The following is a 26,200-nucleotide window of genomic DNA, read 5'->3' as shown; positions in this document are numbered from 1 at the left end:
CTTAAGAAAATAATATGAAAAAAATACTTTATTTCTCGCACTTGGCGCTGCTCGCGCTAAAAACAAAGGTGCAGGATGTGAGCACCCCAACACCCGTTTGGGTAAAAGAAACAGCCGAAGCCAAAACGCAAAGAGTGCAGTGGTGGACAAACGCTCGCTTCGGCATGTACATTTACTGGGGGATATATGCTTTGCCCGAAGGGTATGAATGGGTAATGAGCAACGAGAAGATAAGCATTGCTGATTACCACAAATATTTCGAGCGTTTTAACCCTGATCTTTACGACCCACAGGAATAGCCCAATTTCTGCACGATGCTTCTGAGATAAATACCACTCTAATACCGAGAAAGAAGTTAATACCTCAGAAATCGTAACCAATCATGATGTGTTACTTGAAAATTCCCATAATAAAGTCCAATGTAGAGATACCTGTTATAGAGATTAGCGTAAAATAAAAAACAATCATTATGAAAATGAGAATATTAGCTATTCTGCTGCTAGTCGCCCTTGAGGCACCGGCACAAAATATTGCCCCGCCACTATTTAAAAACGGCGATATAGTCTGTTTTGTTGGTAACAGTATTACCAATAACGGTGAGTTCTACAATTTTATTTATCTGTATTATGCCACGCGTTATCCAAATGAAAAGCTGCGCTTTATTAACTGCGGTATATCCGGAGACGTAGCCTCAGGCATACTTAAAAGATTGGATAGTGATGTCCTGATACATCATCCTACCTGGTGTGTATTGATGGTAGGGATGAATGATGTTAAACGCACACTGTATACTGAAAAGAACCGCAACAATCCCAGTGGAGATCAGCAAAAAGCTGAGGCTCTTGCAGTTTATCGTGAAAAAACGGAAGATATTATCAAAATATTCAAACAGTATAATCAGGGGATCATCCTTGAAAAGCCTACAATTTATGATCAAACCGCCAAACTGCCCGAAGAAAATTTTTATGGTGTTAATGATGCGCTGAAAATGGCTGGCAATCATGTGGAGGCTATGTCGAAAAAATATGATACCCGTCTGGTGGATTACTGGTCGATCATGAATCGCATTAACAACGAACTGCAGGAAAAAGATTTAAATTTTACGATTACGGGTAAAGATCGTGTGCATCCTGGTTCGCTAGGGCATTTTGTGATGGCCTATCAGTTTTTGAAAACGCTACAGCCCAATAAGTACGTTGCCAAAATAGTAATTGGAAAGAATTCAGGCGACAATAAGGGTCAAAGCCTTAACTGTAAAATCAGTAATTATGATGCCGACCAAGGCAAGATATCTTTTTCGTGCCTGGAAAATAGCTTACCATTTCCAATAAAACCGGATGCTGCCGAAGCATTGAAATGGGTACCGTTTACTGATGATTTAAACCAGGAGGTTTTGCAGATTTTAAACTTAGATACCGGAGCTTATCAGCTTCTGATAGATGGTCGTCCAATAGCGATTTATACAGCCGCACAATTAAGAACTGGCGTTAATCTGGCCATACAAACAAATACACCTCAATACCAGCAGGCAGAACAAATACTACAGCTTTGCATGGAATACCGCAAGCAGGAGAGCACCATACGCAACATAAAGCTTGTAGAGTTTGGCCGTTTAGCAGATTATAAAGGACCCAAAGATAGTTTAAGCGTAAAGAATTATCTGGATCAATACCTCGATTCGGCCAAAGCAAGTGGGCATCTCAATTTCTACAAAACACAATTTGATAACTACCTGCGCAATAAGCCTAATGAGGCAGTTATAACCCGCAAATTGAATGACATTGCAGATAAGATATACGCTATTAATAAGCCAATCTACCATCAGTTCAAGCTGGTGAAAAAGTAATCTGGAAACCTTAAATCATATGATATGAAACCGATCTTTAAACTTTTGAAACTATTTGTCGGTGCTGTATTTACACTACTGGCAGATCAGAGCTGTGCGGTAACTTATTATGTATCTGTAAGCGGCAGCGATTCTGCGGCGGGCACTTCAACCTCAACACCATGGCAAACGCTTGCCAAAGTGAATAGCCAAACGTTTGCCAACGGAGATAAAATACTTTTTAAAAGGGGTGATGTATTTTTTGGGCAACTACGCATTAAAAATACAGGCGTTACTGTAAGCGCTTATGGTACAGGTAGTAATCCAGTTATCAGTGGTTTGGAAAAAATAACAACAACATGGACGGTAAATAGCGGGAATATTTGGGAAACTACTTTTGCCGCAGGTAAACCAGCAATTATGAACAACTTGATAGCTGAAGACATTAAACTACCTGTCTCACGTTTCCCCAATCAAAGCGTAAACCATGGATACCTTAATATGGAAAGTCATGTAGGGCTTACCCAGTTTACCGATGACGACCTGCCTGCTACGCCGGATTGGACAGGGGCAGATGTAGTTATCCGTTCCGAGCGTTGGCGCATGGTGCGAACCACAGTTTCCTCGCATTCGGGCCATACCATTACTATTCCGTCAAATGCAAGCATTCAACATCTGCGCGACGGTTATGGGTATTTTTTTGTGAATGATATTAAAGCAATTGACGCAGAGGGAGAATGGGCTTATAAAAACAGTACAGGTAAGGTTTATCTTTATTCGTCTACCGACCCGAATACGCAGAATATATACTTTCCCCGCATCGATACTTTACTTACTGTGCGCAATTCATCAAACGTGGTAATAAAAAATCTCGATATCAGGTATTCAAACAAACTCTCTGTATTTGTATCCAATTGTCCCAATTCATTGCTGGATAGCCTGAACATTGCGGTCGCCGGCGGCGATGGTGTAAACTATGCAAATTGCGCAATAGGTACGTTTAGCAACTGTACCGTGAACGATGTGAACAACACTGGCGTGTATGCTGCAACCAATAACAGTCAGTTCCTTGTTAAAAATAACAGTATTACTAACATTGGAAATGAAGCCTTCGGTAAAAGTAAAACCTTTATAGGGCTGGATATTGACTGTCCCAACTCTGAGGTTTCCGACAATTACGTTGCCAAAACCGGTTACTGTGCTATACTGTGTGCCGGATTGAATAATCTGGTAAAACATAACTTGGTAGACAGTGCCTGCCTATCCTTAGAAGATAATGGCGGTATATATACGAACTATCAAAATGGTGCAAATAGCGGAGAGATAATCGAAGAGAACATCGTATTGAATACCATAGGTGAGCGGCTTGGCGCACCGGAGTTATTCAGCATTGCCAATGGTATTTATGTAGACAATCTGAGTACCGGCGTAACTGTGAGGAATAATACCGTTGCTTTTGTGAACGGAATGGGTTTGTACGCGAATTTTAATAATACCGGTAACCAGTTCTATAACAATACCTCGTTCAGCAGTGGAGTAAGCGAGATGGATCTACATAAGCCCAATTCACCGCCAGGCTATATCGTCCGCGAAAATATTTTGGTAACCACGGATACGTCTGCCAACCATAACGTTTTTAACTCAGACCATAACGAGGATTTTACCTATGCCGATATGGGCACCTTTACTTCCAATTACATAATAAATCCTTTCAATAACAAAACTGTAATAGCTAGTTACAAGGCTAACGGGTTTAAGAAAAACAATATACGATATACACCATATGAATGGGAGGCCGCTGCGCCGCAAATTAACGGTACGGTTGCCGCGCCGATTAAATATGACAAGCTGGTAAACCGTAACGATGTGATCAAATTCTACTATAACAAAACCACTTCCGTTCAAACTATAACACTCCCAACTGGTCGATTTATCGATGTAAAAAACCAGGCCTATTGCGGATCATTGATTTTGCAGCCCTTTACTTCGGTCGTGCTGTTTCGGGTAGATACTTCCATATGTGGTAGTCTGCCATCATGTGGCAATCCAATTGGTATGCATACGGATAGCATATCAGGTCGTACGGCAAAACTTAAATGGAATGTTGTGCCTGGAGCAATTAACTATGATGTGAGGTACAAAGCTGAAGCAGACACGGGTTGGAAATATGCGCACAATCTGCAGGATACCACTATTAAGCTGCTTAATTTGTTACCTGAAACCTATTACCAAAGCCAGGTGCGTGCCAGTTGCTACGGTGTTGAAGGCGCATGGCAAAACTTCGCTGTTTTTAAAAGTGATACCTCACGTAGTGATCACGTCTTTATTAATGTAGCGTATGACAATTGCAGTCCATCAACAGCATTTGCGACAGTTCAGAGTGATACCGATAATCAATGGACGTTGCAAAATTCAGGGGGTTTGGGAACGGTCGATCGTGATTTCATGCGCTCATCTTCTGCAACAGAAAATTGCCCGGTTATTACCTTGGTAGTGAATAATCAACTTGATTCATGTGGCACGTACGACATCTTTTTCTACTATACTTCTCCTGCTTCGCAGCCATGGAAAACACAGGCAAAGTTGAGTACACAGTCAGCCTATACCCTTTATGATCGTACCACACCGGGTACTGTCCTGATACCTGACAGCCTTGGTAATTTAGACAGGTTATATCGCTGTAAAATTGGCACGGTTCAACATGTTACTGGTTTTGCGGTTGATATAGATGATTACAACGCAGGTTCAAGTACGTCGCGAAGTATGTTTGATGGTGTAGGGTATCAAAAAGTTGCAGGTATTGATCCGCTTGCTCCTGATTCACTTGAGGCTACATCGATTTCAGCTTCGTCAATTGCGATGAAATGGCGTGATTTAGCTACCGATGAAACAGGATATGTAGTGGAAAGGAGGTTGGGTATATCTGAATTCTCGATAGTTGCAACCCTGGCGGCAGGTGTTACAACATATACAGATACCTTATCGACAACCGGAGAATATATTTATCGGGTTTACGCTATACGGAATGGGTGTAATTCTGCTTATTCTAATCAACTTGCAGTGAATAATAATCCCTAATTCTTTAGTGCATAAACATCGTTCGAGAAATAGCTGAGGAAACAAGGATTGAAGTTAAGCCTCCTTAATTCTTACAAAATGATATATAAAATAGCTATAGAGATAGCAGAATAACTATTAATAAAAATGAAAGACAAAAGTATTCTTTTACTCATCGTTGTAATAGGTTTCGTTTCATGCAACATGCCAGCAACCAATTATTATAATGAATGGCATACATATGCCGGGTCAAAAGATGGGAACAGATATTCTCCAAATACACAAATTACTCCGGCCAATGTAAGCCAACTGAAGGTGGCATGGTCGTATAGCTCTGGAGATAAAGATCCTGACAATCATAGTCAAAATCAGTGCAACCCGATTATAGTGGACGGCATACTTTATGGTACAAGCCCACGGTTAAAGTTGTTCGCACTTGACGCCGCTACTGGTCAGCAGATATGGTCATTCGATCCTGCCAATGATAGCCAGCATCATATAGAGCCATCTGCACTTAATCAGATTAGCAGAGGCGTTGTGTACTGGCAAGATGAACATGGACAGGGAAAACGCATTTTATATAGTGCAGGTTCCAGACTTTATGCAATTAATGCTATAGATGGTAAACTAATTGATGGGTTCGGCGAATATGGTTCTATTGATCTGAAAAAAGACCTTGACCAGGAGCATACAGAGGATGCATATGTGGCAGGTACTACTCCGGGTATTATCTATAAAGACTTGTTAATAATGGGGATGCGCCTTACGGAAGGTGAGGATGCTCTCTCCGGCCATATTCGTGCATTTGATGTACATACAGGTAAAAGGCGCTGGATATTTCACACCATTCCTCACCCCGGCGAATTGGGGTACGATACATGGGAAGATAAAAATGCCTGGAAAAAAACAGGGGGGGCAAACTGTTGGGCTGGTATGGCGCTGGACGAAAAAAGAGGTATAGTGTATATACCAACCGGCTCAGCTACACCCGATTTTTACGGCGGCTTCCGCAAAGGGCAAAATCTTTTTGCAAATAGTCTAGTGGCCCTGGATGCGGAAACAGGGAAATATATATGGCACTACCAAGTGGTGCACCACGACATGTGGGATCGCGATTTGCCAGCCAACCCTAATCTGGTTACCGTAAACCATGATGGGAAACAGATTGATGCTGTTGCCCAGATTACGAAACATGGCTTTGTGTTTCTGCTGAATCGTACCACAGGTAGACCCATTTTTCCAATTGATGAAAAGGCGGTGCCACAGGATGCCCTGCCCGGCGAAAAACCATGGCCTACACAACCTATCCCTGTGCTGCCAGAGCCATTTGCCCGCCAGCATTTTGATGAACAAGATATTAACGATATGGATACAGCATCTTATAACGAAATGCTTGCAAAATTTAAACTGGTAAAAAACCGCACCATGTTTTCTCCGCCATCTAAAGCAGGCGGATGGATTTTTCCGGGATTTGATGGCGGTGGTGAGTGGGGAGGCGCAGCAGTTGATCCCAGTTCTCATATACTATATGTAAATTGTTCAGAATTGCCATGGGCCCAGGTAATGATTGATGTGCCGAAAAGCATTGGTGGTAGTCATTCTACAAATACTTTTGGTAAAGCAATTTACAGTAAATACTGTATGGCTTGTCACGGTCCCGAACTTAAAGGGAATGGAGTTAATATTCCATCGCTTATCGATATCGAAAAAAAATATAATGAGACGCAGGTTAATAATTTGATCGTTAACGGACGCAACATGATGCCTCCTTTTAAGCAGATTTCTGAAACAGAACGTAAGGCAATTATTGCTTTTTTACTTAAAATTCCAGAAAAGGAACCAGGAACAATAACTAAAAACACTGTAAAAAGTACTAAAGATATACACGAGGGTATTCCTTATATGATGAATGGGTATAACCGCTTTATAGACAAGGACGGATATCCTGGTATTAAACCACCTTGGGGAACCTTAAATGCTGTAGATCTGAACAACGGCAAATTGCTATGGAAAGTTGCGCTAGGTGAATATCCAGAGTTAACAAAAAGAGGAATTGCCCCAACGGGTACCGAGAATTACGGAGGTCCCATTGTTACCAAAGCCGGATTGATATTTATTGCAGCTACGAAAGACGAAAAAATCAGAGCCTTTGATCAAAAAACCGGTAAATTATTATGGCAGGCACCGCTTCCCGCGGCTGGATATGCTACCCCGGCAACATATATGGTAAATGGCAAGCAATATGTAGTTATTGCATGCGGAGGAGGCAAAATAGGGAGCAAATCTGGAGATACTTACGTGGCGTTTTCCTTATAAAATATGTATTCAGTATCATAACAACTGTTGAAATGGTTGATTCTTTACTGAAAAACATTCAGGCGTTTAAGTACCTAGTCAGAAATGATTTAAGCTATATCAACCGGGGTAAGAAAGAGGAGAAATAATCATTTCTTTTTTTCCGACAGAAAAAAACAAGATGGCAATGACTGGCATTTTAATAAGGATGGATCAATTTGCCACTTTTTACAAATGAGGGTAAATAATGAATGATCATTAGCCCCCCGAATAACAATTGGCACTATAATTTAAAGTGATTAATAAATGAAACTAAGGCTAGGGATGATAGGCGGGGGCAAAGGTGCCTTTATTGGAACAGTTCATCGCATAGCAGCACGCATTGATAACAATTATGTATTGGTTTGTGGCGCTTTTAGCAGTGATGCCTAATTTATAACAAGCACTCTAAGATTTTTAGTTGACTTATCTTATCAGATTATGGTAGTCTAAGACACTGTGATGAACTGGTTGGATACATGAATACCACTATTATTATCGCAGCTTAAGTTTATTTCCTTTCGTTCAACAATTTTTCCAGCAGTGCTACTTTTTCCCTTTCGGCGGTCAGTAAGCTTTCATAGAGCTTTTTGTTTTCTTCTATCAATTGTTTATAATCTTCCGGTGCATTAAAATTAAAAGTGCTATAGCTGCTACACGATCCGGAACCACTATTATCATTAAACGTATTAAAGTAATTGATAGCTGCTTCTTCTGTAAAATTCTCAATAGCTTCTTTGGGTATTTTCAATACCAGGGCTATCTGTTTAAGGATTTCATCTTCCACTACCTCATGTTCTTCCAGGCGCGACACTTTCTTTTGCGACCAGTCCGGTCCCAACTCTAAAGCTAATGCTTCCTGTTTTAGTCCAAACAATTCACGGAAACGTTTAATGTTACGGCCATGATGGACTTTTTTAGGTTGTTCTATTTCTATCATATTCAACGTCTGTTATAGGCTTCAAAAATAACATTTCTATCGTTACCAATGGCCTTTTTGTCTGTTTTAGCCAGGCAGTCCACTGGCTCTTAAAATTACTAATTTTTTTTAGAATTATTCATTGGGTGATTATGTATGTAGCCAGCTAATCTGTTACTATGATACTTTGTTGCGTCGCACTCTTGTACTATAGTGCTTCTATCTTCTTTTTCTGCTACTTCTTTTCTTTTTTTTACCGGAAATATTTCCGGCCTGCGCACTAATAGCTAAGCCTACGGCCTTGCGACCTTCTGTCGCGAATTTCTTAAACGGCCCTTAGCAAAAGCAAGGTCTGCATCCCGCCTGGGGGCGGGACTGGCCACGGGTTTTGTAAAATTTTTCTCCACCTCATTTTGGCGCCTTCGGCGGATTGTTTACGGAGGTAGTAAAAATTATTACAAAAACCTTGATTTTCCCAGGTTCCGTTGTAAGGACAGGTTGCTACGAGGTTGACGACGAGGCCATAGGCCGAGTATTAGAAAACAAATAAAAACAACCCGTATGCAACAACAACACAAATCAAAGTTAATGCGGCTATCCTGGCAGATACAGCGCCGCAGGAAATGCAACCGTTCCAAATCATTAGTAAGCGCGTGGGCGATTTACCTGAATGAAGATATTACCGTGTATCACTTAGTCAGGAAACACAGCCCGGAACGCTATACCGGCCGGATAGACACCCACAGCCTCACACTTTTTTAATCATTCATTCACTTTAAAATTTATCAATCATGCAAACAATTATCGGACGCTTAACAGCAGATGCAACAATCGCAACATTAGAAGATGGTCGTACAGTAGTCGGTTTCACTATTGCCCAAAATGACCGCTTTAAAGTAAAAGGATCAGACGAAGTAAAGCAGGTAACTAATTTTTATCAATGTGCTTACTGGATGGGTACCGGTATTGCCGCCCATTTGAAAAAAGGCATGTTGGTTGAAGCTGCCGGGCGTGTAGGCGTGAACGCATGGCAGGGCGCAGACGGTACCGCCAAAGCGCGTTTAACCCTGCATGTGCAGTACATCCAGTTACACGGCAAAGCAAAGACAGCAAGCGCAAGCAGTGAAGAACCTGCACCGGAAACCCAAACCGAAAAAGACAATTTACCCTTCTAATCTATTCAGGAAGCGGTGCGTTGCCTGTGCCGCTTCCTTTAATCATTTTAAAAATAAAACTTATGGCACATAATCTAAATTTCAATGAGCAAACAGGACAGTACAGTTTCTTTTCAGTAAAAGAAAAAGCGTGGCATGGATTGGGAAAAATTGTACAGGACTATCCCACCAGCAAAGAAGCCATCCGGTTTGCCGGGCTGGATTATGAAGTAATTAAAGCAGATATTTTTACTACTTCTTATAAACGTGATGGTCATTATACCGAACAGATCAGAACCCACTCTGCCACAGTCCGTACAGATACAGGCGATGTATTAGGTGTAGTCGGTAAAGATTACGAAGTTGTACAAAATGCGGATGCCTTTAGTTTTTTTGACGCTATTGTAGGCGGTGAAGGCATCCAGTATGAAACAGCCGGGGCGCTCGGTAAAGGAGAACGAATTTTTATTACTGCCAAATTGCCCCATTATATTAAAGTGGGTAATAATGACCTTATAGAGCAATATTTATTCTTAACTACTTCCCACGATGGATACGGCAGCATTACCGCCGCTTTTACTCCGGTACGTGTTGTTTGCGCCAACACCTTAAATGCTGCTATGCGCAGCCACAGCAAAGCGGTTAAAATTCGCCATACCGCAAACGCTAAAGAGCGTTTGGAACAGGCGCACAAAGTAATGGGCATCAGTAATAACCTTTCGTTGGAACTGGAACAGATTTTTAATCGCTGGACGAAAGTACGCATTACTGACCCAGAAGTAAAGAAGCTGATACAGCTTGCAATGGTTCCTAATAAAGAAGTGTTGCACAATTTACAAACCGGTGCGGAAGATGAAATATCCGCGGTATTTAAAAATATCTGCAATTCTGTGTACGAATATGCAATGACACACCCCACACAGCAAATGGAAACCACCAAAGGAACTGTGTTTGGGGCTTACAATGCCGTTACAGGTTATTTCCAGAATGTACGCACTTACAAAGACAGCGAAAGCAAATTAAAATCCATTTTGTTTGGTGGAACCGGGCAACTGCGCACACAGGCTGCATTTAACCGGTGCAATGATTTTGCCACCAAAGGAAGCAATGCTTTATTACTCAATTAAACCTTAAAGGGCGGTGAAACGCCGCCCTTTTTTTAACCTTAAAATCAACAAATATGTCAAAATCAAATCCGGTACATGCCGATAAAAAAGAAGACGAAATCTGGATTGGTAACATAAGAGTTTGGGAATGGCCCCGGCCATACCTGTCTTCCTTAAAAACCATTCGCTTAGGGAAACAGGCCTATGACATTCACGGGAAGCTCATCCCTACAGACTATTGCCTTCCGATATTCATTCATAAATCGGAATATGACGCTTACAATAAGATCATGGAAGATGAGATAAGAAAAATAAGAAACTCCTGAAGATAAATAACGATGAAATAAAGCGGGCGGCAAACGCCGCCCTTATTTTTTTCTCTTTTAAAATATAATTAAAATGGAACAACAAAATATACTTACCGCTATAAAGGACAGCTTCTGTTCGCGGTTTCAAACATTCAAGACTACCCGCAACGAAATACAAAACAAAATATACGTCCGGCAGCGGCAAATCGAAAGATTGAATCAGCGGTTAAAAAAACTTCATGGGCCCCACTGGACAGAGGACCTTTTAAGACCGGTTTTAGATGAAATAAAAAAACAGCTTCCCGGTTGGGATTATGGTGCAGATCGGTTAATCCCTATGGGGTTAGGTTGCCGGGTATCCGTATTCTTCACTAAAGAAAGATTTTCGCGATCTCCCAACCAATATAACCGTAATAAAAGTATTTCCATCGTTTTTTTACCGGGTGAGCTGGACAATGCGGAACTATTGTATGAAACAGGGAAGCAGCTCAACAGATACGGCCCTGACACCATAGGAGCAATAAACGGCTTCAATCGGGTTACCAAGCCGCTCCAAAGCGTTGAAGAAGCCGTTAGCTTTTTAAAGGCGCAGATCAAAACACAAAAGAAAAGATCATGAAAACATATACACTTAAAGCAAAAAAGAGGAACCAGAAACACAAGTTTTTCATTTAAAAATTAAACTCATGAAAAGAAATTATTTAGCAGACCTCCACGAAATCAAAGAAGCTGCGCGGCAGGAAATAGCACAAATAGTCATGCAAAAGAAAAGCATTATACTTTTTTCAGCTACTGGCGATGAAGACGAAGAATGGACGGCAGATATTTATGATGACATACCGGACTTTCCGTTTTACAGCAAATACGGCTATGTTGACTATGCCGCCATCAAAGAAATTCATTTGCGCGGAAAATACATTGAAATTACCGGCATCCTGAAAGGAGATAGTTATCCCGAAGAAATAAAGGTGCAGCTAAGCGAACTGGATATTTATTGCAGTGCTGCTTTAGCAGATTACCTGCTAACTAAAGAAGCTGCACCTGCTTTATAGCATTCAACTAACTTAAAAAAAACGATATGATGTACCTGCATTTTTTTCACGGCAGAAAAACCATTGACGAAGAAATGAACGATTGGGGCGAGGACGGCCCAATAATAGAAACTGACTTTGTTTCATGGACATATGGCAGTTTAAAACTTCACGATAAGGACGGCGATTTCATTTTTGTTAGGGAGACTAATGGGCTGATCCCTATCGGCAATATGTATTATGGAGATTTTGAAATACTGCCCGATACCGACGAAATCGCAGGTCATAAGCCGGTACTTTCACTGAAAGCATTTGAACAACTGAACTGCAAACAATAACGTGGGTTAACACTTTATTCAGGCCGGGTGGGTAGGCTGCATTTTGACGTCTGTTTTAGACAAAAAATAGCAGCCTTTTTTCTTTTCTGCTGCATGATTTTTGCGTAAATTAGGGTATGAATTTTTGGGAATTTAAAGAGGATCATTCAAGGGGCTATTACCTGCCTGCATCTAACAAAGCTGCCCGCGATCAGGGCGGGCAGTTGGTTACAGGGTTGTTTTTTCTTGTGGCTAACCTGTTCAAACTGGTAGGTGGAATTTTGGTGGGCATTGGCGCTTTGCTCTATATAATCTTTCGCTGGCTGTGGAAGATAGTAAAAAACTAAACCGCTCCCCACAAAGCCCCGCGCAACTTTTCTTTTGTCAGCCACAAAAGAAAAGTTCACAAAAGAAAAACGCTGATGCCGGATGGTAACCTTCGGTTGTATTTTTGTTTGACAGGCAGCTATGCCCGATACTCTGAGCCTGGATTTAATTCTCATTTGCAAAGTCCCGGAAAAGCTACCTTTGTAAAAAACCAATGCTATGCCGTTCTATCAATATATTCAGGCAGGTACGCCAGCCGGTAAGCGCACCCTGCAACGCCTGCTGGCACTCCGGCAAAAGCTGAAAGCCGAAGTACCCGTCAAACAACTGGAAGGTAACCTGCTGCTGGCTACCTGGAATATCAGGGAATTTGATTCACCCGCTTATGCCGACAGGCTGCTGGAATCTTTTTACTATATCGCAGAGATCGTCTCCCATTTTGATATTATCGCCATACAGGAAGTGCGGGACGACCTGAAAGCGCTCAAAAAACTGGTACAAATCTTAGGTAGTAACTGGCATTATGTAATTACCGATGTTACTGCCGGTAACCAGGGCAATAAAGAACGGCTGGCTTTTGTATTTGACACCCGAAAAGTAAAGTTTGGCGGGCTGGCCGGGGAATTGGTATTGCCTCCGTTTCAGAAAAAAGACCCGGAAACAGGACAAACTATTTATGAGCCGGTACAGCAATTGGCGCGTACGCCCTATACCTGTGGCTTTACCGCTGGCTGGACCAACTTCCAACTGACCACCGTTCATGTTTTATACGGCGATGCCAAACCTGATAACCCGGACCGAATACGTGAAATCCAAACAATTGCCACCACGCTTTCCAAAAGAGCGGACGGTAAAGCAGAATGGTCCAACAACAATATACTGTTAGGCGATTTCAACATTTACGACCCTGCCGATTTTACTTATGCGGCCATAGTCAACGCCGGGTTTACCATTCCGCTCGAATTGCAACATTTACCTTCAAACGCTTTAAAGAATAAATTTTACGACCAGATCGCTTTTAAAGTAAGGCCGGGACGTTTTAACACCACAGGCAAAGCAGGCGTATTTGATTATTATGATACAGTGTTCAGGGCTGAAGATGAAGCCGAATATGTAAAAGAAATGGGCGAAGCCTATCATACCACTGCAGCAGGAACACCGCGTACCAACAAAAGCGCCTATTACAAAACTTATTGGCGCACACACCAGATGTCCGACCATTTGCCCATGTGGGTAGAAATTTGTATGGATTATACGGATGATTACCTGCAGTCCCGCGAGCGCCCGCCGCAGAAGGAAGACGATCCTTCCTGATAGTCCCTTTGGGTTATTTGGGATGTAAGGTGCTAAGCCGGGTATGCATATCAGATAAACCGGCTTTTTCTAACAGTTCGGTACCGATCTGCTGCATGGATTCCTGGCTGCTTTCACCTGCCGCCCTCATTAGCCCTTCCAGCGCATCGCCGGTTTTGGTTTGCAAACCTTTCTCCAACACTTTCACCAATAGCAAAACATTTTTTCTCGGGATGCGCAGATCCAGCTTTACCGCATCATTCATACCCGGCGCGCTCATAATGGTTTCATAGAGCAGCGCAACTTCCTTTTCACTTAACATACTTCACGTTTTTAATTAACAAAAAAATCATTTTCACAGGTGTAAAAATAAATCGCTGCTTTTGCATTGAAGCAGTTTCACTGTAACGTTATACGACACGGTCAAAGGAAGGCTGTAATGACTGTATTAAAATCTTGTTTTTAGGCTCTTGTATCACAAAAATTTAGTATTTTTAAAATTCTCTCCTTGTTATGGGCTATGAAAACCAATGAATAAGGAGTATATTAACTGTTTATTGTTTATTTTTCTATGGAAAAAGTAATCTCTATTGTAGCCGACATCTGCGGAATTATTGGATTCGTAATTAGTTTGTTTGTGGTCAGCACCGTTTATAAAATAAAGAAGCAAATCAGTAATAGTAATAATAATAGTGTGTCTGTGTCGGGAACTAATGTTGGTGGTGACCTAACTGGTCGGGATAAGAAAATCAACTAATCTATGGCGATAGAAAACCAGGTTGAAGTAAAAGATACTCAGATTGGAGGTGATTTGACTGGCCGGGATAAAATTGTTCTTGATTTTTCGACCAAGCAGGCGCAAAGTGCCTACCTTAAAAATTTGTACGAGAAGTTTGAAAAGGAAAAGCAGGACAACCCAGATTTCAAAGAAATCTGTGAAGATTTGAATTATTTCACTACGCAGAACGGGAAGGAAGAGATTATTGGGCTTAAAAATAAATTAGAAGCCGGAAAACGCCAGGAACTGATAAAATATGCTACCGAAGTTAAAGAAAGGTTTCATAAAAAACTTATAGCCACTTCACAATATTCACTTGTAGCACAGGATATTAACATACATATATTAGCAAAGGTAAAGACTGCATTTGTAATGGAGGTCTATTCAATGATTATAGAAGGACAATCACCAAATGTCATCAATCTATTAATTCGGGAACGGATCATTAACCCTGTGATGCAAGAATTAGGCATTAATATTTTTAAATATACTGAAGAAGATATTATGGGTATGATCTTCTTTTTAACAGGTAATTGTCATATAAAATGGACTCGATAAAATGTTAGTATATCATCCCGCATTTGACCTCTATCACTGCGTTTTCAGGATACTTCAAATACTTGAGCACATGAAGCGTAAAGATGTGGAAGTAGATCGGCTACGGATATGGGATTTTTATCTCACTTTCCCAAACGAAGCGAGGAAAATACGTTTTCCGCAGGATCTGAAAGAGTTAAAACGAGTTTTCAAGTCTAATGCTCCTAATCCATACGAAGACCTCATGGATGCGAAAAGGATTTTATTGCGTATGAGATCTTATCAAGAGGCTGCTTTGAAATGCTTGGCTTCTTACAAACTGATTGACACCGAAGAATTGAACCGGGGTATTATAAGAAGAACGGATCAGACAATCCCCGATGAAATTAAAGAAAAATTGGCCCAATTGAATATTGAACAGCAGAACGTTTTAAAATTAGTCGAAGGGTTTAATGAGCTGCCTTTGTTTGGTAAATCTGGATTAAAAGAACGAACAGGACTTATTGATTTTAAGTATGACCCAAAATAGACCTTATCTCTTTTTGAATCGGCTGGTAGTAGTAACACATACCGGTGTAATCGCCTACGATGAAACGTTCCATTTAGGCGTAAACATTATTAGAGGCGTGAATAGTTCTGGTAAGTCCACTATCGCCAATTTCATTTTCTTTGCTCTTGGAGGTAACTTTGAGAACTGGACTACTGAAGCTTTAAAGTGCCGGGAGGTATTTGCAGAAGTTAACATTAATGGCGCCGTGGTAACTTTGCGGCGATATATAGGAGAAGGCAGCAATAAGCCGATGAACATTTTTTGGGGAGCTTATGAAGCATCTCGGAAAAATGCAATTGAATGGCAGACATATCCATATCGTCAGACGGCCCAGACAACCAGCTATACAAATATTCTTTTTAAAGCGTTGAACTTTCCAGAAGTAAAGAATACGGATACTGACAGCAATATTACAATGCACCAGTTATTGAGGCTGATGTACATTGACCAAGATACTCCAACACAAAGCCTATTTCGGTTTGAAAGATTTGATTTACCATTGACGCGGCAAACCATTGCTGAAGTATTATTAGGTGTTTATGACGACACCTTGTACACGCAACGCCTGAATCTTCGGACGGCTCAAAAATTACAGGAAGATAAGAAAAGACAGTATGAACACTTGAATCGTCTTTTTAGCCGATCCGGAACAGAAACAAACTTAGAAGCTATTCAGGCTCAGATAGAAGATACAAGGCAAGAGTATAACAGTAATGAAGAAAAAATCGTAGAACTCAAAGCTACCCAAAGAGTACGTACAAATACTCGGACGGCTACTAATTCGGAAGTTCTGCAACAAGCTCTTTCATCAACCAAAAGTGCTTTGAAGACAACCCAGGAACAGGCTGATCAGCTGGAATTTGATGTGTTTGACTCAAGACAATTTATTAAAACATTGGAGAAGCGAGTATATGATCTTAATAATTCTTTATTAACACGTAAAACATTAGGGGAACTTCCACTTACGCACTGCCCACAGTGCTTGTCTTTGCTCGATGCCAATCACCCCGAGAGTATTTGCCTGTTGTGCAAACAGCCGCTGACTGAGGACGCTGAAAAAGCGAATGCCAAAAGGTTGCTGGTGGAAATGGAATTACAGATTAAGGAGTCCGAAGGTCTGTTAGAAGAAAAGGAAAAACAGCTTCTGGATCTAAGAGGCCAATTGGTTGTACTACAACAGCGGGTGAGGTTGGAACAAAAACAGCTGGACGCCGCCATTTCTAATGTGCAATCTACCCGTGACGACCGTATAGATGCGCTGCTCATTCGTCAAGGAGAACTAACTCGGCAACTGGAATATCTCGCCGAGCAAATAAAGATAGTCAGCGTTTTAAAACAGTTGAAAAGTGAATTGGAAGAACTTGCGGCTACAATCAAAGGCCTACAATTAGAAATCGAGGATAAGGAAGCCAGACAAAGAGCCAACTTTGATAAGGCAATGCGGAAAATAAAAGAATATACATTGCAGATTTTGAAAGCTGATCTTGATCGTCAAGAAGAATTCAAAAATCCTCGAAATTTGGAAATAGATTTCATGAAAGATGTCTTCACTCTCGATGGAGGGAATAATTTTTCAGCGAGTTCTAAGACTTATTTTAAAAATGCGGTATTGTTTGCTATATTTTTCGCTGGAGTAGAGTTGGATTATTTCCGCTATCCTCGTTTTATTCTGTGCGACAATATGGAAGATAATGGAATGGAAAAAATACGAACTCAAAATTTTCAAAAAGCTATTACCGACATTTCTAATGGCTTGAAAAACCCTCATCAGATAATCTTCACCACTTCTATGGTTAATGACGATCTCAATAATACGCCACTTTGTATAGGCCGAGAATATAGTTCGAATGACAAATCCTTGCGGATGAAATCTCAATAATATATACCTATATCAAGCTATTCAATATATAACATTGAATTAAAATACTTATTGTAACATCTGGATTCTGTATTTAAGAGTCTTTTCTATTTAATAACCGTGCCGCTATATGATACAGTGAATTTTTACTGATACGGCAAATTCCCATTTATGTTGTACGAGCGTTTTTAAATGATTTATACAAAATGGTGAGAAGATTGGAATATGTTATACATTTGATATTATTTTACCGGATAACAATGTACTAAATGCCGAGACTATTTTGTATCCTATTGCTTTTGCTGGGCGTTAGATTAATTTCTTTTTGTCAGGGCCATCTTTTATTTGACCAGCAATTTCTTAATGATACGGTAAAGCTGATAGGTATGGATTCCCCGTATGACGAAAACAGAACCTATCAGAAATACAATTTTTTTATTACTGATAAAACGGTCATTGATTCGCTGATCAAAACTGTGAGATATGGTGAACGTGTCAGGAATATTATGGAAAATGACAACTTTTCGCTTATTGTTACAAAAAATAATAAGATAGTTGACCGTTGGTCTATTAGTCCTAAGTTCAATAATATTAATACGGATGGGAGTCCGAATGTTTTTGATATCGGTATCCTTGATGCACTTTCCTCATGTTTTCCAATGAAATATAATTATTATAAAAAGGTATTTTCGTCGGCAGAACAATATAAGAGTTTTGAAGATTCTATGCTTTTGAAGGACAGGACACTTTTTATCTATAAGCCTGATTTTAGATATGAGGGTAGTTTTGATGTGGAGTTCCCTAAAAACAAAGAGTTTCCGGATGCAAGAAAAGCAATAGAGTACATTAATAAAATACTAGAGAAAAGACTTGATAAAGCAAAGTTTTCTGCGGTATATGTTTTGACCGAATATAACTTGAATAATCAAAATCAGATTACAATTACAATCAGTTCACCTAAATGGGTTTTCAATGAATTCAATGATAAGGCGGTTCAAAAAAAATCCTGGACTTCCGCTGAAAATGATGCAATGATTTTTGAAAGATTATAGGCGACTGCTACACCATTTCATGGTGTACACAAGAAGAAACTTTCTATCTGTTCACTGTCTGTTATTTCTATTTAAACAATTCATATAGTTCAGCAAGTGGCTGTTCCCATTCATTTTTGAAATCAAGTCGTTCACGCTTTAGCATATCGTTTGAATATACTGTCCTAAAGTAGGTTATTTTGCTTTTACTATCACGGTAGCCGTATGCCTGTCCTTCTTTAAATTGAAATTCTATTTCTTCCAAATTATCAGCTACAGTTTCTGTAACCCGGACAGGACCTAACAGGTCGGAATACATAATTGCTTCCGACCCTACCTGGAAAGTCGCCTTCTCGGAATTCAAAATACGTTCGGCAAATCTCTCACAAAAATGTGCTGTGTATATCCGTACCCACTTATTCCATCCTGTGTTTCCCATAAATCCATTTGTCGGAATACCGCCATTAGAAATATCAACTGTGACCAAAATCAACCCTTTTGTAGTTCTGTAAGGCATTCCAATAGATACGAATGGTCTTTCTTGAAATGGGGTTTTTTCGCAATAGAAATTGAGCCTTGCACCTTTAAATTCTTCATAGGATTTTATCCACTTATGTTTAGTGATCTTAAACTTTTTTTGACGCTTTAATTCTTTTTCAAGAACCCGATTGAATTTTGGATTAGCGATTTCAAAAGACTGCTGAAAGATGTTAGCAATTTCACTTAATGTCAATGTTTCAACTGCGATTCTCTCCTTCATTATGCTTGGTAATTATTGTTTATTTTGGATATAGTGCTGCTGGTACTAACACAAGTAGTAAATATACTAAGGTTTTGACTTTAGCTTTAGCCAGTGACCATCGGCAGCTTTTCCTGGAAAGGGGAAGGTCATAACTTTTCGATTCAACCGTACCGTTATACGACACGGTTGTACTTTTGGGCATTTGTTGCACCTACTTTTGTTTCGTCATTGAATTTGTGAACCTGAAAATGTGTTGTTATGACAATCAAAGAAGCGAACGCCATTGACATTGTAGCCTACCTGTCTGTGGCCGGTTTTGAACCTGCAAAAGTGCGTGGCGAAAACTATTGGTATTATTCCCCGTTGCGAATCGAAAAAACACCATCCTTTAAAGTCAACCGCCGCCGTAATCAATGGTATGACTTTGGTGAAGGCAAAGGCGGTAATCTGTTAGACTTTATCCTGCTATATGAGGATGTTTCTATTTCGGAAGCGCTTAAGCGATTGGAGCAGGCCAGTGAGCGGCCAAAGTATGTTGCTGAGATATTACCCCCGGGAGCGCCGAGAATAGAAACCCTGTCCGTTCATGTGGTCAGTTCTGCCGCGCTGATCCGTTACTATCAATCCCGCCGCATTGCTACTGAAATAGCCGATAAATACCTGCGCGAAGTGCGGTATAAAAACGGTGATAAAAACTACTACGCTTTGGGCTTTAAAAACGATGCCGATGGTTATGAATTACGCACTGCTTATTTCAAAGGATCAAGCTACCCGAAAGGCCCCACCTGGTTCAAAAATGGAACGGAAAACCTGTCTGTTTTTGAAGGCTTTTTTGACTTCCTTTCTTACCAGACCATCCACATCAACCAGGAGGTTCCACAGTGTGATTTTTTAGTGCTGAACAGCACTTCTTTTTTTGAAATGCAACTGCCAATAATGCAGGCTTATGATCGTGTGTATTTGTATTTAGATAATGATAAGACCGGCACCAAATACACCAATCTTGCACTTGCAACAGATCCTGACCGGTTCAGTGACGAACGCCATTGGTATGCGGGGTACAAAGATCTGAACGATTGGCACCAGCACTTTGGCACTGGCCCCAGACCTGCGGCATGAATGCCGCAAAGCGGTATGCCGGCCACCAGTGACCGGTATCGCCTTTAATCAGCCTGCTGCACCCTCCGGATACCTGCGGGCAGTCAATCCCCCTGCTCCCGCGCGGGGATGGCAAGGTGTACCAAAAGTGCAACTTTTGGACCTTGCCCTTCGCTCCAAAGTCGCTTCGGGAAAAAGGATAGAGGGATTTTTATGGTTTCCGCACTCGAAACTCGTGCGGAAAATTTAAAAACAGTGTAAACGAAATAGTGATGAATGAAGAAAAAATAACCCCCAAAGCCTGGATCAGCATCCGGGTAAAGCCGGATGAATATACAACCATTTATAAATTATATAAGCAAACGACCTGCACCAAACTCAGCCAGTATGTGCGCAAGGTACTCCTGCAAAAGCCGGTTGTTATTCTTTATAAAGACGAAGCCTCCCGTGAAATTTTGTCAGCCTTAAACCAGCTTTCAAGGGAGCTTTCAGCTATCGGGAATAACTTCAATCAGACCGTTCATAAGCTGCACACTTTGGATCATATCCCGGAGATAAAAATATGGGCAGAGCTAACCGAATCCACCCGGCAAAACCTCGTAAAAAAGATTGAAGAAATCCGCGTTTCTATGAATCAAATCCGTTTGCAATGCGCCCTCAAATAACCTTTCCAACGAACCTCAAAAAAGCACTCAATTACCATGAAAAAAAAGTGCTGAAAGGCAGTGCTGAACTGCTCCATGCGCATAGCTTTTTCAAGCTCCCAAAGGAGCTGAATTTTCATGATAAGGAACAGCGGTTTAAAGATTTAATAACGCTGCATGAAACAGCAGAAACAAAGCTCATTCATATATCGCTCAATTTTCATCCTTCGGAGAAAGAACGGCTGGATAAAACATTTCTGATCCACCTGGCTGATGAATACATGCATAAGATCGGTTTTGGCGATCAGCCATACCTGGTCTACCAGCATGAAGATGCCGGTCACCCCCATATTCATGTGCTGGCTCCATTGATCAGGGATGACGGTACACGCATTTCCACGCATTTTATTGGAAAAAATGTTTCCGAGCCGGTACGCAAGGAGATGGAAAAGCAGTATGGTTTTATTCCTGCTGATAAAAAAGAACAGCGGCGGGAAGAAGAAAAACAACTTACAGTTACTCCACAAAAAATACAGGCGGGAAAATCTGCCACTATGCGCAGCATTACCAATGTGCTGGATCATGTCATTGACCGCTATAAATACACATCAATTCATGAATTGAATGCTGTTTTAAAACTGTATAACGTAAAAGCGGATCGCGGCGCGGAAGATGGCCGGATTTATAAGCACCGGGGGTTGACTTATGTGGTAATAGATAAAAACGGTAAAGCGCTCACCAAGCCCATTAAGGCCAGTGCCTTTTATAGCAAACCGACACTGGATTATATCGAAGAAAAATGCAGGGAGAACGAAAAAAAGCGCCTGCCTGATAAGAAGCACATCAAAACGGCTATCGAATGGGCGATGCAGTCAGGACCGCGATCTCTGGCAGAGTTGGCCAAGCTGTTAAAGCGCGAACGCATAGACCTGGTAGTCCGGCGTAATGAGCAGGGCCGGGTATTTGGCTTGACCTATATAGATCATGACAAGAAAACAGTCTTTAACGGCAGTGATATAGACAAAAAATATGCTGCCAAACGAATATTGGAGCGGCTGGGGATGGAACCGCAGCAGCAACCCGAAAAAGAGCAGCAGAAACAGCAGACAGTAGCCCAGCAAAAAAATCATTCACAGGTACAGCAGCGGAGCGGCAAGGAAAATGCTGCCAAACAACAGCCTGAACATCAGCAGGAGACGGCAACAAAACAAAAAAACAGTTCAAAAGCCAGGAAACCGGAAACGGGAAAAGAGCCTGATAAAACAAAGGCTCCGGAAAAAGAACCGGCATTGGAAGAAGTGAGCAAAGGCGCTTCCAAAATTATTGAACAGGTGGTAGACCCGGACAGCGGGGAAAGCTGGGCCATCAATAAGGAACTGCTTACCGAAGAGCAGCGCAAAAAGAAGAAGGGCTTTACTAAGCAATGGGAATTATAAATCATTTATTTTAAAAAAGTGTGGTATGACAATGAGGACGAATGAAAACGAAATGGGGTTAAAGAAGATCATGGATATGACCCGGCTGATCAGTGTAGCCGTATTGTTAATGCACTTTTATGATAGTTGTTATGTTTTTTTCCAGGAAAAGGGCTGGACACATGCCGTCAGCAATAAGATATTAGATAATATCCACCGGACAGGGTTATTTAATGCTTTTCACAAAGCAAAATTTATCGCTTTAGGCTTTCTTTCTTTATCGCTGCTGGGCGTGAAAGCAAAGAAAGGCGAGGAATTTAATTACCGGCTGGCGATTGCCTACCTGATAACCGGCCTGACGCTTTATTTTATCAGTGGTTTGTTGTTCTGGCTACAGGCCAGCAATACCATTATTGCCTTATTCTATATGATAGTAACAACAATGGGATTTATTTTCATTTTGACTGGTGGCACCTTGCTGTTCCGCATTATTAAAAAAAAGCTCAGCGGCGATGTCTTTAATACGGTCAATGAAACATTCCCGCAGGAAGAACGCAAACTGGAAAACAAATATTCCGTTAACATACCAACCCGGTATAAATTAAAGAACAAAGAACGCAACGGCTGGATCAATATCATCAACGGGTTCAGGGGTGGCGTTCTTTTGATGGGCCTGCCCGGAAGTGGAAAAACCCTGGTAGCAAAAGAGATACTGAAACAGCAGATCGCTAAGGGCTATGCTTTATTCATCCATGACTTCAAGTATCCTGACTTAACAAAAGTTGCCTACAACCATTTCCTGCGAAATAAGCATCGTTATAAGGTAGCCCCGGAGTTCCATATCCTGAACTTCGAGGATATACAGGAGCGGTGCAATCCGTTGTTACCAGGTTCAATAAATTCCATTACCGATGCAGCATCTGCTTCGCGGGCTATCCTGTTAGGTCTAAACCAGGAATGGATTGACCAGCAAGGGGATTTCTGGGTGGAGAGTAGTATTAGCTTTATTACCGCCCTGATCTGGTTTTTGCGTATTTACCAGGATGGCAAATATTGCACTTTACCGCATGTTATAGAACTGGCACAAACACCGCTGGATAAGCTCTTTACTATCCTTATGGCCGAGCCAACGCTGGAAGTGATCGCAACGCCTTTCGTCCGGGCGTACCAGGAAGATGCCGGCAAGCAGCTCATCGGGCAGATCTCCGGGGCGGCGATCAGCCTGGGAACGCTGGCCAGCGAAAAGCTGTATTATGTACTTTCCGGTAATGATTTTACAATGGAAATAAACGATCCTAAAAAGCCGCAGATCGTTTGTATTGCCAATAACCCACAAGTGTCAAATGTTTATTGCGCGGTAATCTCTTTATACCTGAATACCCTGCAAAAGCTCCTAAAGGAGCAGGAGCAGCAACCCTGTGGTATTTTATTGGAAGAGTTCGCCAATATTACCTGGCATAGCGCGGACAAGTTTTTATCCATTTGCAGGAGCTTTCTGGTAAATGTAACCTTAGTCATACAGGATGCCAGCCAGCTTATTCTGCATTATGGAGAAAAGCAGGCAAATGTTATTTTATCAATGGTGGGTAATATTATCTCCGGGCAGGTTACAGGAGATAGCGCCAAATCCCTTTCCGAAAGGTTCGGGAAGATCATGCAGGACCGGCAAAGCCTTACCATTAACAGCAGCGATACGTCCCTCAACAAATCCAAACAATTGGATTATGCTATTCCTCAATCTACTATATCCAGCCTTTCTGCAGGTGAGGTCGTGGGTATGGTAGCGGACAACCCCGATCAGCGTATTCCGCAAAAGATGTTTCATGCACAGATACAGCATGATTTTAATGCGCTCAAAAAGGAAGAAGCCGAGTATAAACCCTTGCCTAAAGAGCATGTAGATAAAAAAAACATCCGGGAGACTTTTCTGCGCATCAAGCGGGAAGCAAAAGCCATTGTGGAGGATGAAATGGACAGGATAATGAATACGCCAGGGTTGGCGGGAATGGTAGTAAGAAAATAGAATAAGGGAAAGTTTTTATTAACATTATGTTGATAACTATTTTAGTATCTGTTTTTAACTGACAGTAATATTTTACTAACTTTGTTTTATTAAGTTCTTTGAACAGTGTTTTGGGGCAAGTTATCGAAAGGAGTCCATTTAAAAGTCTGAAAAGACAACCCGAGAGGGATTATTTCTCGAGCCAGGCCATTGCTGCGTCCTGACCTATGCGCTATTCCCGCGTCATACGTCTTAAGTTCATAATGCCAGCTTTGAGAAGTACGCTTATTATTTTTTAAAAGCAAGAGGGATTAGAGAGTGCAATGAGAACATCGCTTACGCTTTTGATAGCTTGTTTTTTAAATAGGATGAATTGCTTTATAAGCAAGAGGGTAATTCCGCTCTCTATTTAAAAATTAAAATATGATTAAACAAGTATCATCCCAAAACATTGATGATTTGATACAAGGTATTGAATCCATCATCGAGAACCGGTGTTCTCTATTAGATGAAGATCGTAAACTCCTGTTTCAAACAATCATCCTACTGAAGAAGTATAAACAAAGAAACGATGTTACCGATGTGGCAAGCCTGTTGCTTATAGTTAAGGCGGTTTCGCTGCTCACTAAGTTTTTTGTTTAAGCGATGTGATTGGAGGTTTTTTATGAAGTAGTCTAACGCTCTCTAATTTTTTCTTTTATGAATTTAGGAAATACTATAAAAAATATAAGAAAAAATAAAGGCTTTACGCAAGGACAATTTGCAACGGAATGTAATATAACGCAGACTTATTTATCTCAGATTGAGAATAACCAGAAAGAACCCAATCTATCTGTAATAAAAACGATTGCTGAGAAATTAGATGTCCCTTTGCCAATACTATTTTTTCTGTCAATAACAGAGGAAGACGTTAAGCCTGAAAAAAAGGAAATGTTTAACGCTGTTGGTGATACCGTAAAAGAGATAATTAATGAAATCTTCACAATATAGAAAAAAGCAGCTTCAGTTTTTAGCATCCATTTTATGCTGTAGCCCTGCAGAGATTGAATATTTGTGCGAAAATATTGAAAGTTACTATGGGAATTGGGTTGAAGAAAAAAAAGACAAGGATACCGGTAAAGTAAAAACCTATCCTGACGGCACCTCCAAAAAGAGGATTATACGACCCAGCTACTCACGCTTGAAACAGATTCAAAAATCAATAAAAATAAATATTCTGTCCAAAATTGAGCTGCCTGAAAATATACAAGGAGGAGTGAAGAAAAAAAGCAATATCACCAATGCTAAAGCACATCAGGGCAATAAATATCAATTCGCAACCGACCTCCAGGATTTTTTTCCAAGTGTAACGCATAAACAGATTTTTAAACTCTTTCTGGATTTAGGTTATTCCAATCACATTGCTCACTGGCTAACTAAATTAACATCCATAGAATTTGAACTGCCGCAGGGAACTCCCACAAGTACTGCTATTGCGAATCTTGTTTTTAGGGATACTGATCAAAAACTCATCGCCTTGTGTAAATCAAACCAAATAACATATACAAGGTTTGTGGATGATCTTACTTTTTCAGCTTACAAGAATTTCCGGCCACTAACAAATGAGATATTGGATATTGTAAGAAGCAGTGGCTTTAAAATCAGCTATCGGAAAACGAAATATGAAGGAGATCAGACTCTGACAGGAATAAGGGTGTTTAACAACTATATTGATGCACCGGATAAAATTAAAGAAAAGGCAAAAGCAGAAGGAAGCGATGCAAGTTTGCTGCACAAACCTTATACTACTTATCTGGGTAACATTAGAATGACAAATAGAAATTTAAAAGCAGGCACTTTGACTATAAGGAAATAGGCTGACAAATATGACTTAT

28 protein-coding genes are annotated in these 26,200 nt (G+C 40.8%); 25 read left to right on the top strand and 3 right to left on the bottom strand.

The features are described from left to right. Positions 1–14: 14 nt before the first annotated feature. The 5 genes from A8C56_RS12410 to A8C56_RS25290 all read left to right on the top strand — a co-directional run bounded on the left by A8C56_RS12410 (position 15) and on the right by A8C56_RS25290 (position 7,609). The gene (locus tag A8C56_RS12410; RefSeq protein WP_067756445.1) at positions 15–299 is read left to right on the top strand and encodes an alpha-L-fucosidase; all 285 of its coding nucleotides are present in this window, start codon (positions 15–17) and stop codon (positions 297–299) included. A gap of 170 nt (positions 300–469) precedes the next feature. Further along, a complete protein-coding gene (locus A8C56_RS12405; protein WP_067756442.1) occupies positions 470–1,846 on the top strand; it encodes an SGNH/GDSL hydrolase family protein in 1,377 nt (458 codons plus the stop codon). Between the two features lie 24 nt (positions 1,847–1,870). Beyond that, positions 1,871–4,903 carry a right-handed parallel beta-helix repeat-containing protein gene (locus tag A8C56_RS12400; RefSeq protein WP_067756439.1) on the top strand — a complete coding sequence of 1,011 codons (3,033 nt, stop codon included), beginning with the start codon at positions 1,871–1,873 and terminating at the stop codon, positions 4,901–4,903. Positions 4,904–5,029: 126 nt separating this feature from the next. Further along, the gene (locus tag A8C56_RS12395; RefSeq protein WP_067756437.1) at positions 5,030–7,198 is read left to right on the top strand and encodes an outer membrane protein assembly factor BamB family protein; all 2,169 of its coding nucleotides are present in this window, start codon (positions 5,030–5,032) and stop codon (positions 7,196–7,198) included. A 285-nt stretch (positions 7,199–7,483) separates the two neighbouring features. Next, positions 7,484–7,609, top strand: coding sequence for a hypothetical protein (locus A8C56_RS25290; RefSeq protein WP_262492406.1), 126 nt, complete (start codon positions 7,484–7,486; stop codon positions 7,607–7,609). 118 nt (positions 7,610–7,727) lie between these two features. On the opposite strand, the gene A8C56_RS12390 is transcribed toward A8C56_RS25290, so the two are convergent. Continuing rightward, positions 7,728–8,156, bottom strand: coding sequence for a helix-turn-helix domain-containing protein (locus A8C56_RS12390; protein ID WP_067756434.1), 429 nt, complete (start codon positions 8,154–8,156; stop codon positions 7,728–7,730). A 540-nt stretch (positions 8,157–8,696) separates the two neighbouring features. Between A8C56_RS12390 and A8C56_RS24475 the strand changes: the two genes are divergently transcribed. The 9 genes from A8C56_RS24475 (at position 8,697) to A8C56_RS12350 (ending at position 13,692) form a co-directional block, all read left to right on the top strand. Further along, positions 8,697–8,897 carry a hypothetical protein gene (locus A8C56_RS24475; protein ID WP_157097962.1) on the top strand — a complete coding sequence of 67 codons (201 nt, stop codon included), beginning with the start codon at positions 8,697–8,699 and terminating at the stop codon, positions 8,895–8,897. A gap of 29 nt (positions 8,898–8,926) precedes the next feature. Further along, entirely contained in the window at positions 8,927–9,310 is a 384-nt protein-coding gene (locus A8C56_RS12385; RefSeq protein WP_067756431.1) for a single-stranded DNA-binding protein, read from the top strand. A 62-nt stretch (positions 9,311–9,372) separates the two neighbouring features. Further along, positions 9,373–10,416 (top strand): DUF932 domain-containing protein, encoded by a 1,044-nt coding sequence (locus A8C56_RS12380; protein ID WP_067761961.1) that lies wholly within the window; start codon positions 9,373–9,375, stop codon positions 10,414–10,416. A 53-nt stretch (positions 10,417–10,469) separates the two neighbouring features. Further along, positions 10,470–10,721: a hypothetical protein gene (locus tag A8C56_RS12375; RefSeq protein ID WP_067756428.1), complete on the top strand. Its 252-nt coding sequence runs from the start codon at positions 10,470–10,472 to the stop codon at positions 10,719–10,721. 73 nt (positions 10,722–10,794) lie between these two features. Further along, a complete protein-coding gene (locus A8C56_RS12370; RefSeq protein ID WP_067756425.1) occupies positions 10,795–11,322 on the top strand; it encodes a hypothetical protein in 528 nt (175 codons plus the stop codon). 67 nt (positions 11,323–11,389) lie between these two features. Next, positions 11,390–11,755, top strand: coding sequence for a hypothetical protein (locus A8C56_RS12365; protein ID WP_067756422.1), 366 nt, complete (start codon positions 11,390–11,392; stop codon positions 11,753–11,755). Positions 11,756–11,781: 26 nt separating this feature from the next. Next, positions 11,782–12,072 (top strand): hypothetical protein, encoded by a 291-nt coding sequence (locus tag A8C56_RS12360; protein ID WP_067756419.1) that lies wholly within the window; start codon positions 11,782–11,784, stop codon positions 12,070–12,072. Positions 12,073–12,188: 116 nt separating this feature from the next. After that, complete coding sequence (locus tag A8C56_RS12355) at positions 12,189–12,398, top strand: hypothetical protein (protein WP_067756416.1); 210 nt, start codon at positions 12,189–12,191, stop codon at positions 12,396–12,398. A 199-nt stretch (positions 12,399–12,597) separates the two neighbouring features. Further along, positions 12,598–13,692, top strand: coding sequence for an endonuclease/exonuclease/phosphatase family protein (locus A8C56_RS12350; RefSeq protein ID WP_067756413.1), 1,095 nt, complete (start codon positions 12,598–12,600; stop codon positions 13,690–13,692). A gap of 13 nt (positions 13,693–13,705) precedes the next feature. Here A8C56_RS12350 and A8C56_RS12345 read toward each other — a convergent pair whose 3' ends face one another. Next, a complete protein-coding gene (locus A8C56_RS12345) occupies positions 13,706–13,993 on the bottom strand; it encodes a hypothetical protein (RefSeq protein WP_067756410.1) in 288 nt (95 codons plus the stop codon). Between the two features lie 438 nt (positions 13,994–14,431). Between A8C56_RS12345 and A8C56_RS12335 the strand changes: the two genes are divergently transcribed. The 4 genes from A8C56_RS12335 (at position 14,432) to A8C56_RS12320 (ending at position 18,446) form a co-directional block, all read left to right on the top strand. Further along, complete coding sequence (locus A8C56_RS12335) at positions 14,432–15,007, top strand: ABC-three component system protein (RefSeq protein ID WP_067756402.1); 576 nt, start codon at positions 14,432–14,434, stop codon at positions 15,005–15,007. A 1-nt stretch (position 15,008) separates the two neighbouring features. After that, positions 15,009–15,515 carry an ABC-three component system middle component 5 gene (locus A8C56_RS12330; RefSeq protein WP_067756399.1) on the top strand — a complete coding sequence of 169 codons (507 nt, stop codon included), beginning with the start codon at positions 15,009–15,011 and terminating at the stop codon, positions 15,513–15,515. Further along, entirely contained in the window at positions 15,502–17,415 is a 1,914-nt protein-coding gene (locus tag A8C56_RS12325) for an AAA family ATPase (RefSeq protein ID WP_067756396.1), read from the top strand. Before A8C56_RS12330 ends, A8C56_RS12325 begins: the two co-directional genes overlap by 14 nt. A 248-nt stretch (positions 17,416–17,663) precedes the next feature. Beyond that, positions 17,664–18,446 carry a hypothetical protein gene (locus tag A8C56_RS12320; protein WP_157097960.1) on the top strand — a complete coding sequence of 261 codons (783 nt, stop codon included), beginning with the start codon at positions 17,664–17,666 and terminating at the stop codon, positions 18,444–18,446. A 67-nt stretch (positions 18,447–18,513) separates the two neighbouring features. Here A8C56_RS12320 and A8C56_RS12315 read toward each other — a convergent pair whose 3' ends face one another. Then, on the bottom strand, positions 18,514–19,185 hold the full coding sequence (locus tag A8C56_RS12315) for a hypothetical protein (protein ID WP_067756391.1): 672 nt from the start codon (positions 19,183–19,185) through the stop codon (positions 18,514–18,516). A 240-nt stretch (positions 19,186–19,425) separates the two neighbouring features. On the opposite strand from A8C56_RS12315, the gene A8C56_RS12310 reads away from it, so the two are divergent. From A8C56_RS12310 to A8C56_RS12280, 7 genes are all read left to right on the top strand, one after another. After that, positions 19,426–20,286: a toprim domain-containing protein gene (locus A8C56_RS12310; protein WP_067756388.1), complete on the top strand. Its 861-nt coding sequence runs from the start codon at positions 19,426–19,428 to the stop codon at positions 20,284–20,286. Between the two features lie 251 nt (positions 20,287–20,537). Next, a complete protein-coding gene (locus A8C56_RS12305) occupies positions 20,538–20,930 on the top strand; it encodes a plasmid mobilization protein (RefSeq protein ID WP_067756385.1) in 393 nt (130 codons plus the stop codon). After that, entirely contained in the window at positions 20,915–22,345 is a 1,431-nt protein-coding gene (locus A8C56_RS12300; protein WP_067756382.1) for a relaxase/mobilization nuclease domain-containing protein, read from the top strand. The genes A8C56_RS12305 and A8C56_RS12300 overlap by 16 nt, the downstream gene beginning before the upstream one ends. A 25-nt stretch (positions 22,346–22,370) precedes the next feature. Next, positions 22,371–24,347, top strand: coding sequence for a YWFCY domain-containing protein (locus A8C56_RS12295; RefSeq protein ID WP_218917183.1), 1,977 nt, complete (start codon positions 22,371–22,373; stop codon positions 24,345–24,347). Between the two features lie 402 nt (positions 24,348–24,749). After that, positions 24,750–24,968, top strand: coding sequence for a hypothetical protein (locus A8C56_RS12290; protein WP_067756376.1), 219 nt, complete (start codon positions 24,750–24,752; stop codon positions 24,966–24,968). Between the two features lie 57 nt (positions 24,969–25,025). After that, a complete protein-coding gene (locus A8C56_RS12285) occupies positions 25,026–25,316 on the top strand; it encodes a helix-turn-helix domain-containing protein (RefSeq protein WP_067756373.1) in 291 nt (96 codons plus the stop codon). Then, positions 25,297–26,181, top strand: coding sequence for a reverse transcriptase family protein (locus A8C56_RS12280; protein WP_067756370.1), 885 nt, complete (start codon positions 25,297–25,299; stop codon positions 26,179–26,181). The genes A8C56_RS12285 and A8C56_RS12280 overlap by 20 nt, the downstream gene beginning before the upstream one ends. The last annotated feature ends 19 nt before the right edge of the window (positions 26,182–26,200 follow it).

The sequence above is a fragment of the Niabella ginsenosidivorans genome, from assembly GCF_001654455.1.
Lineage (GTDB): Bacteria > Bacteroidota > Bacteroidia > Chitinophagales > Chitinophagaceae > Niabella > Niabella ginsenosidivorans.
Note: the sequence above shows the minus strand (reverse complement) of the source record. Positions and strands in the feature narration are given on the sequence as shown.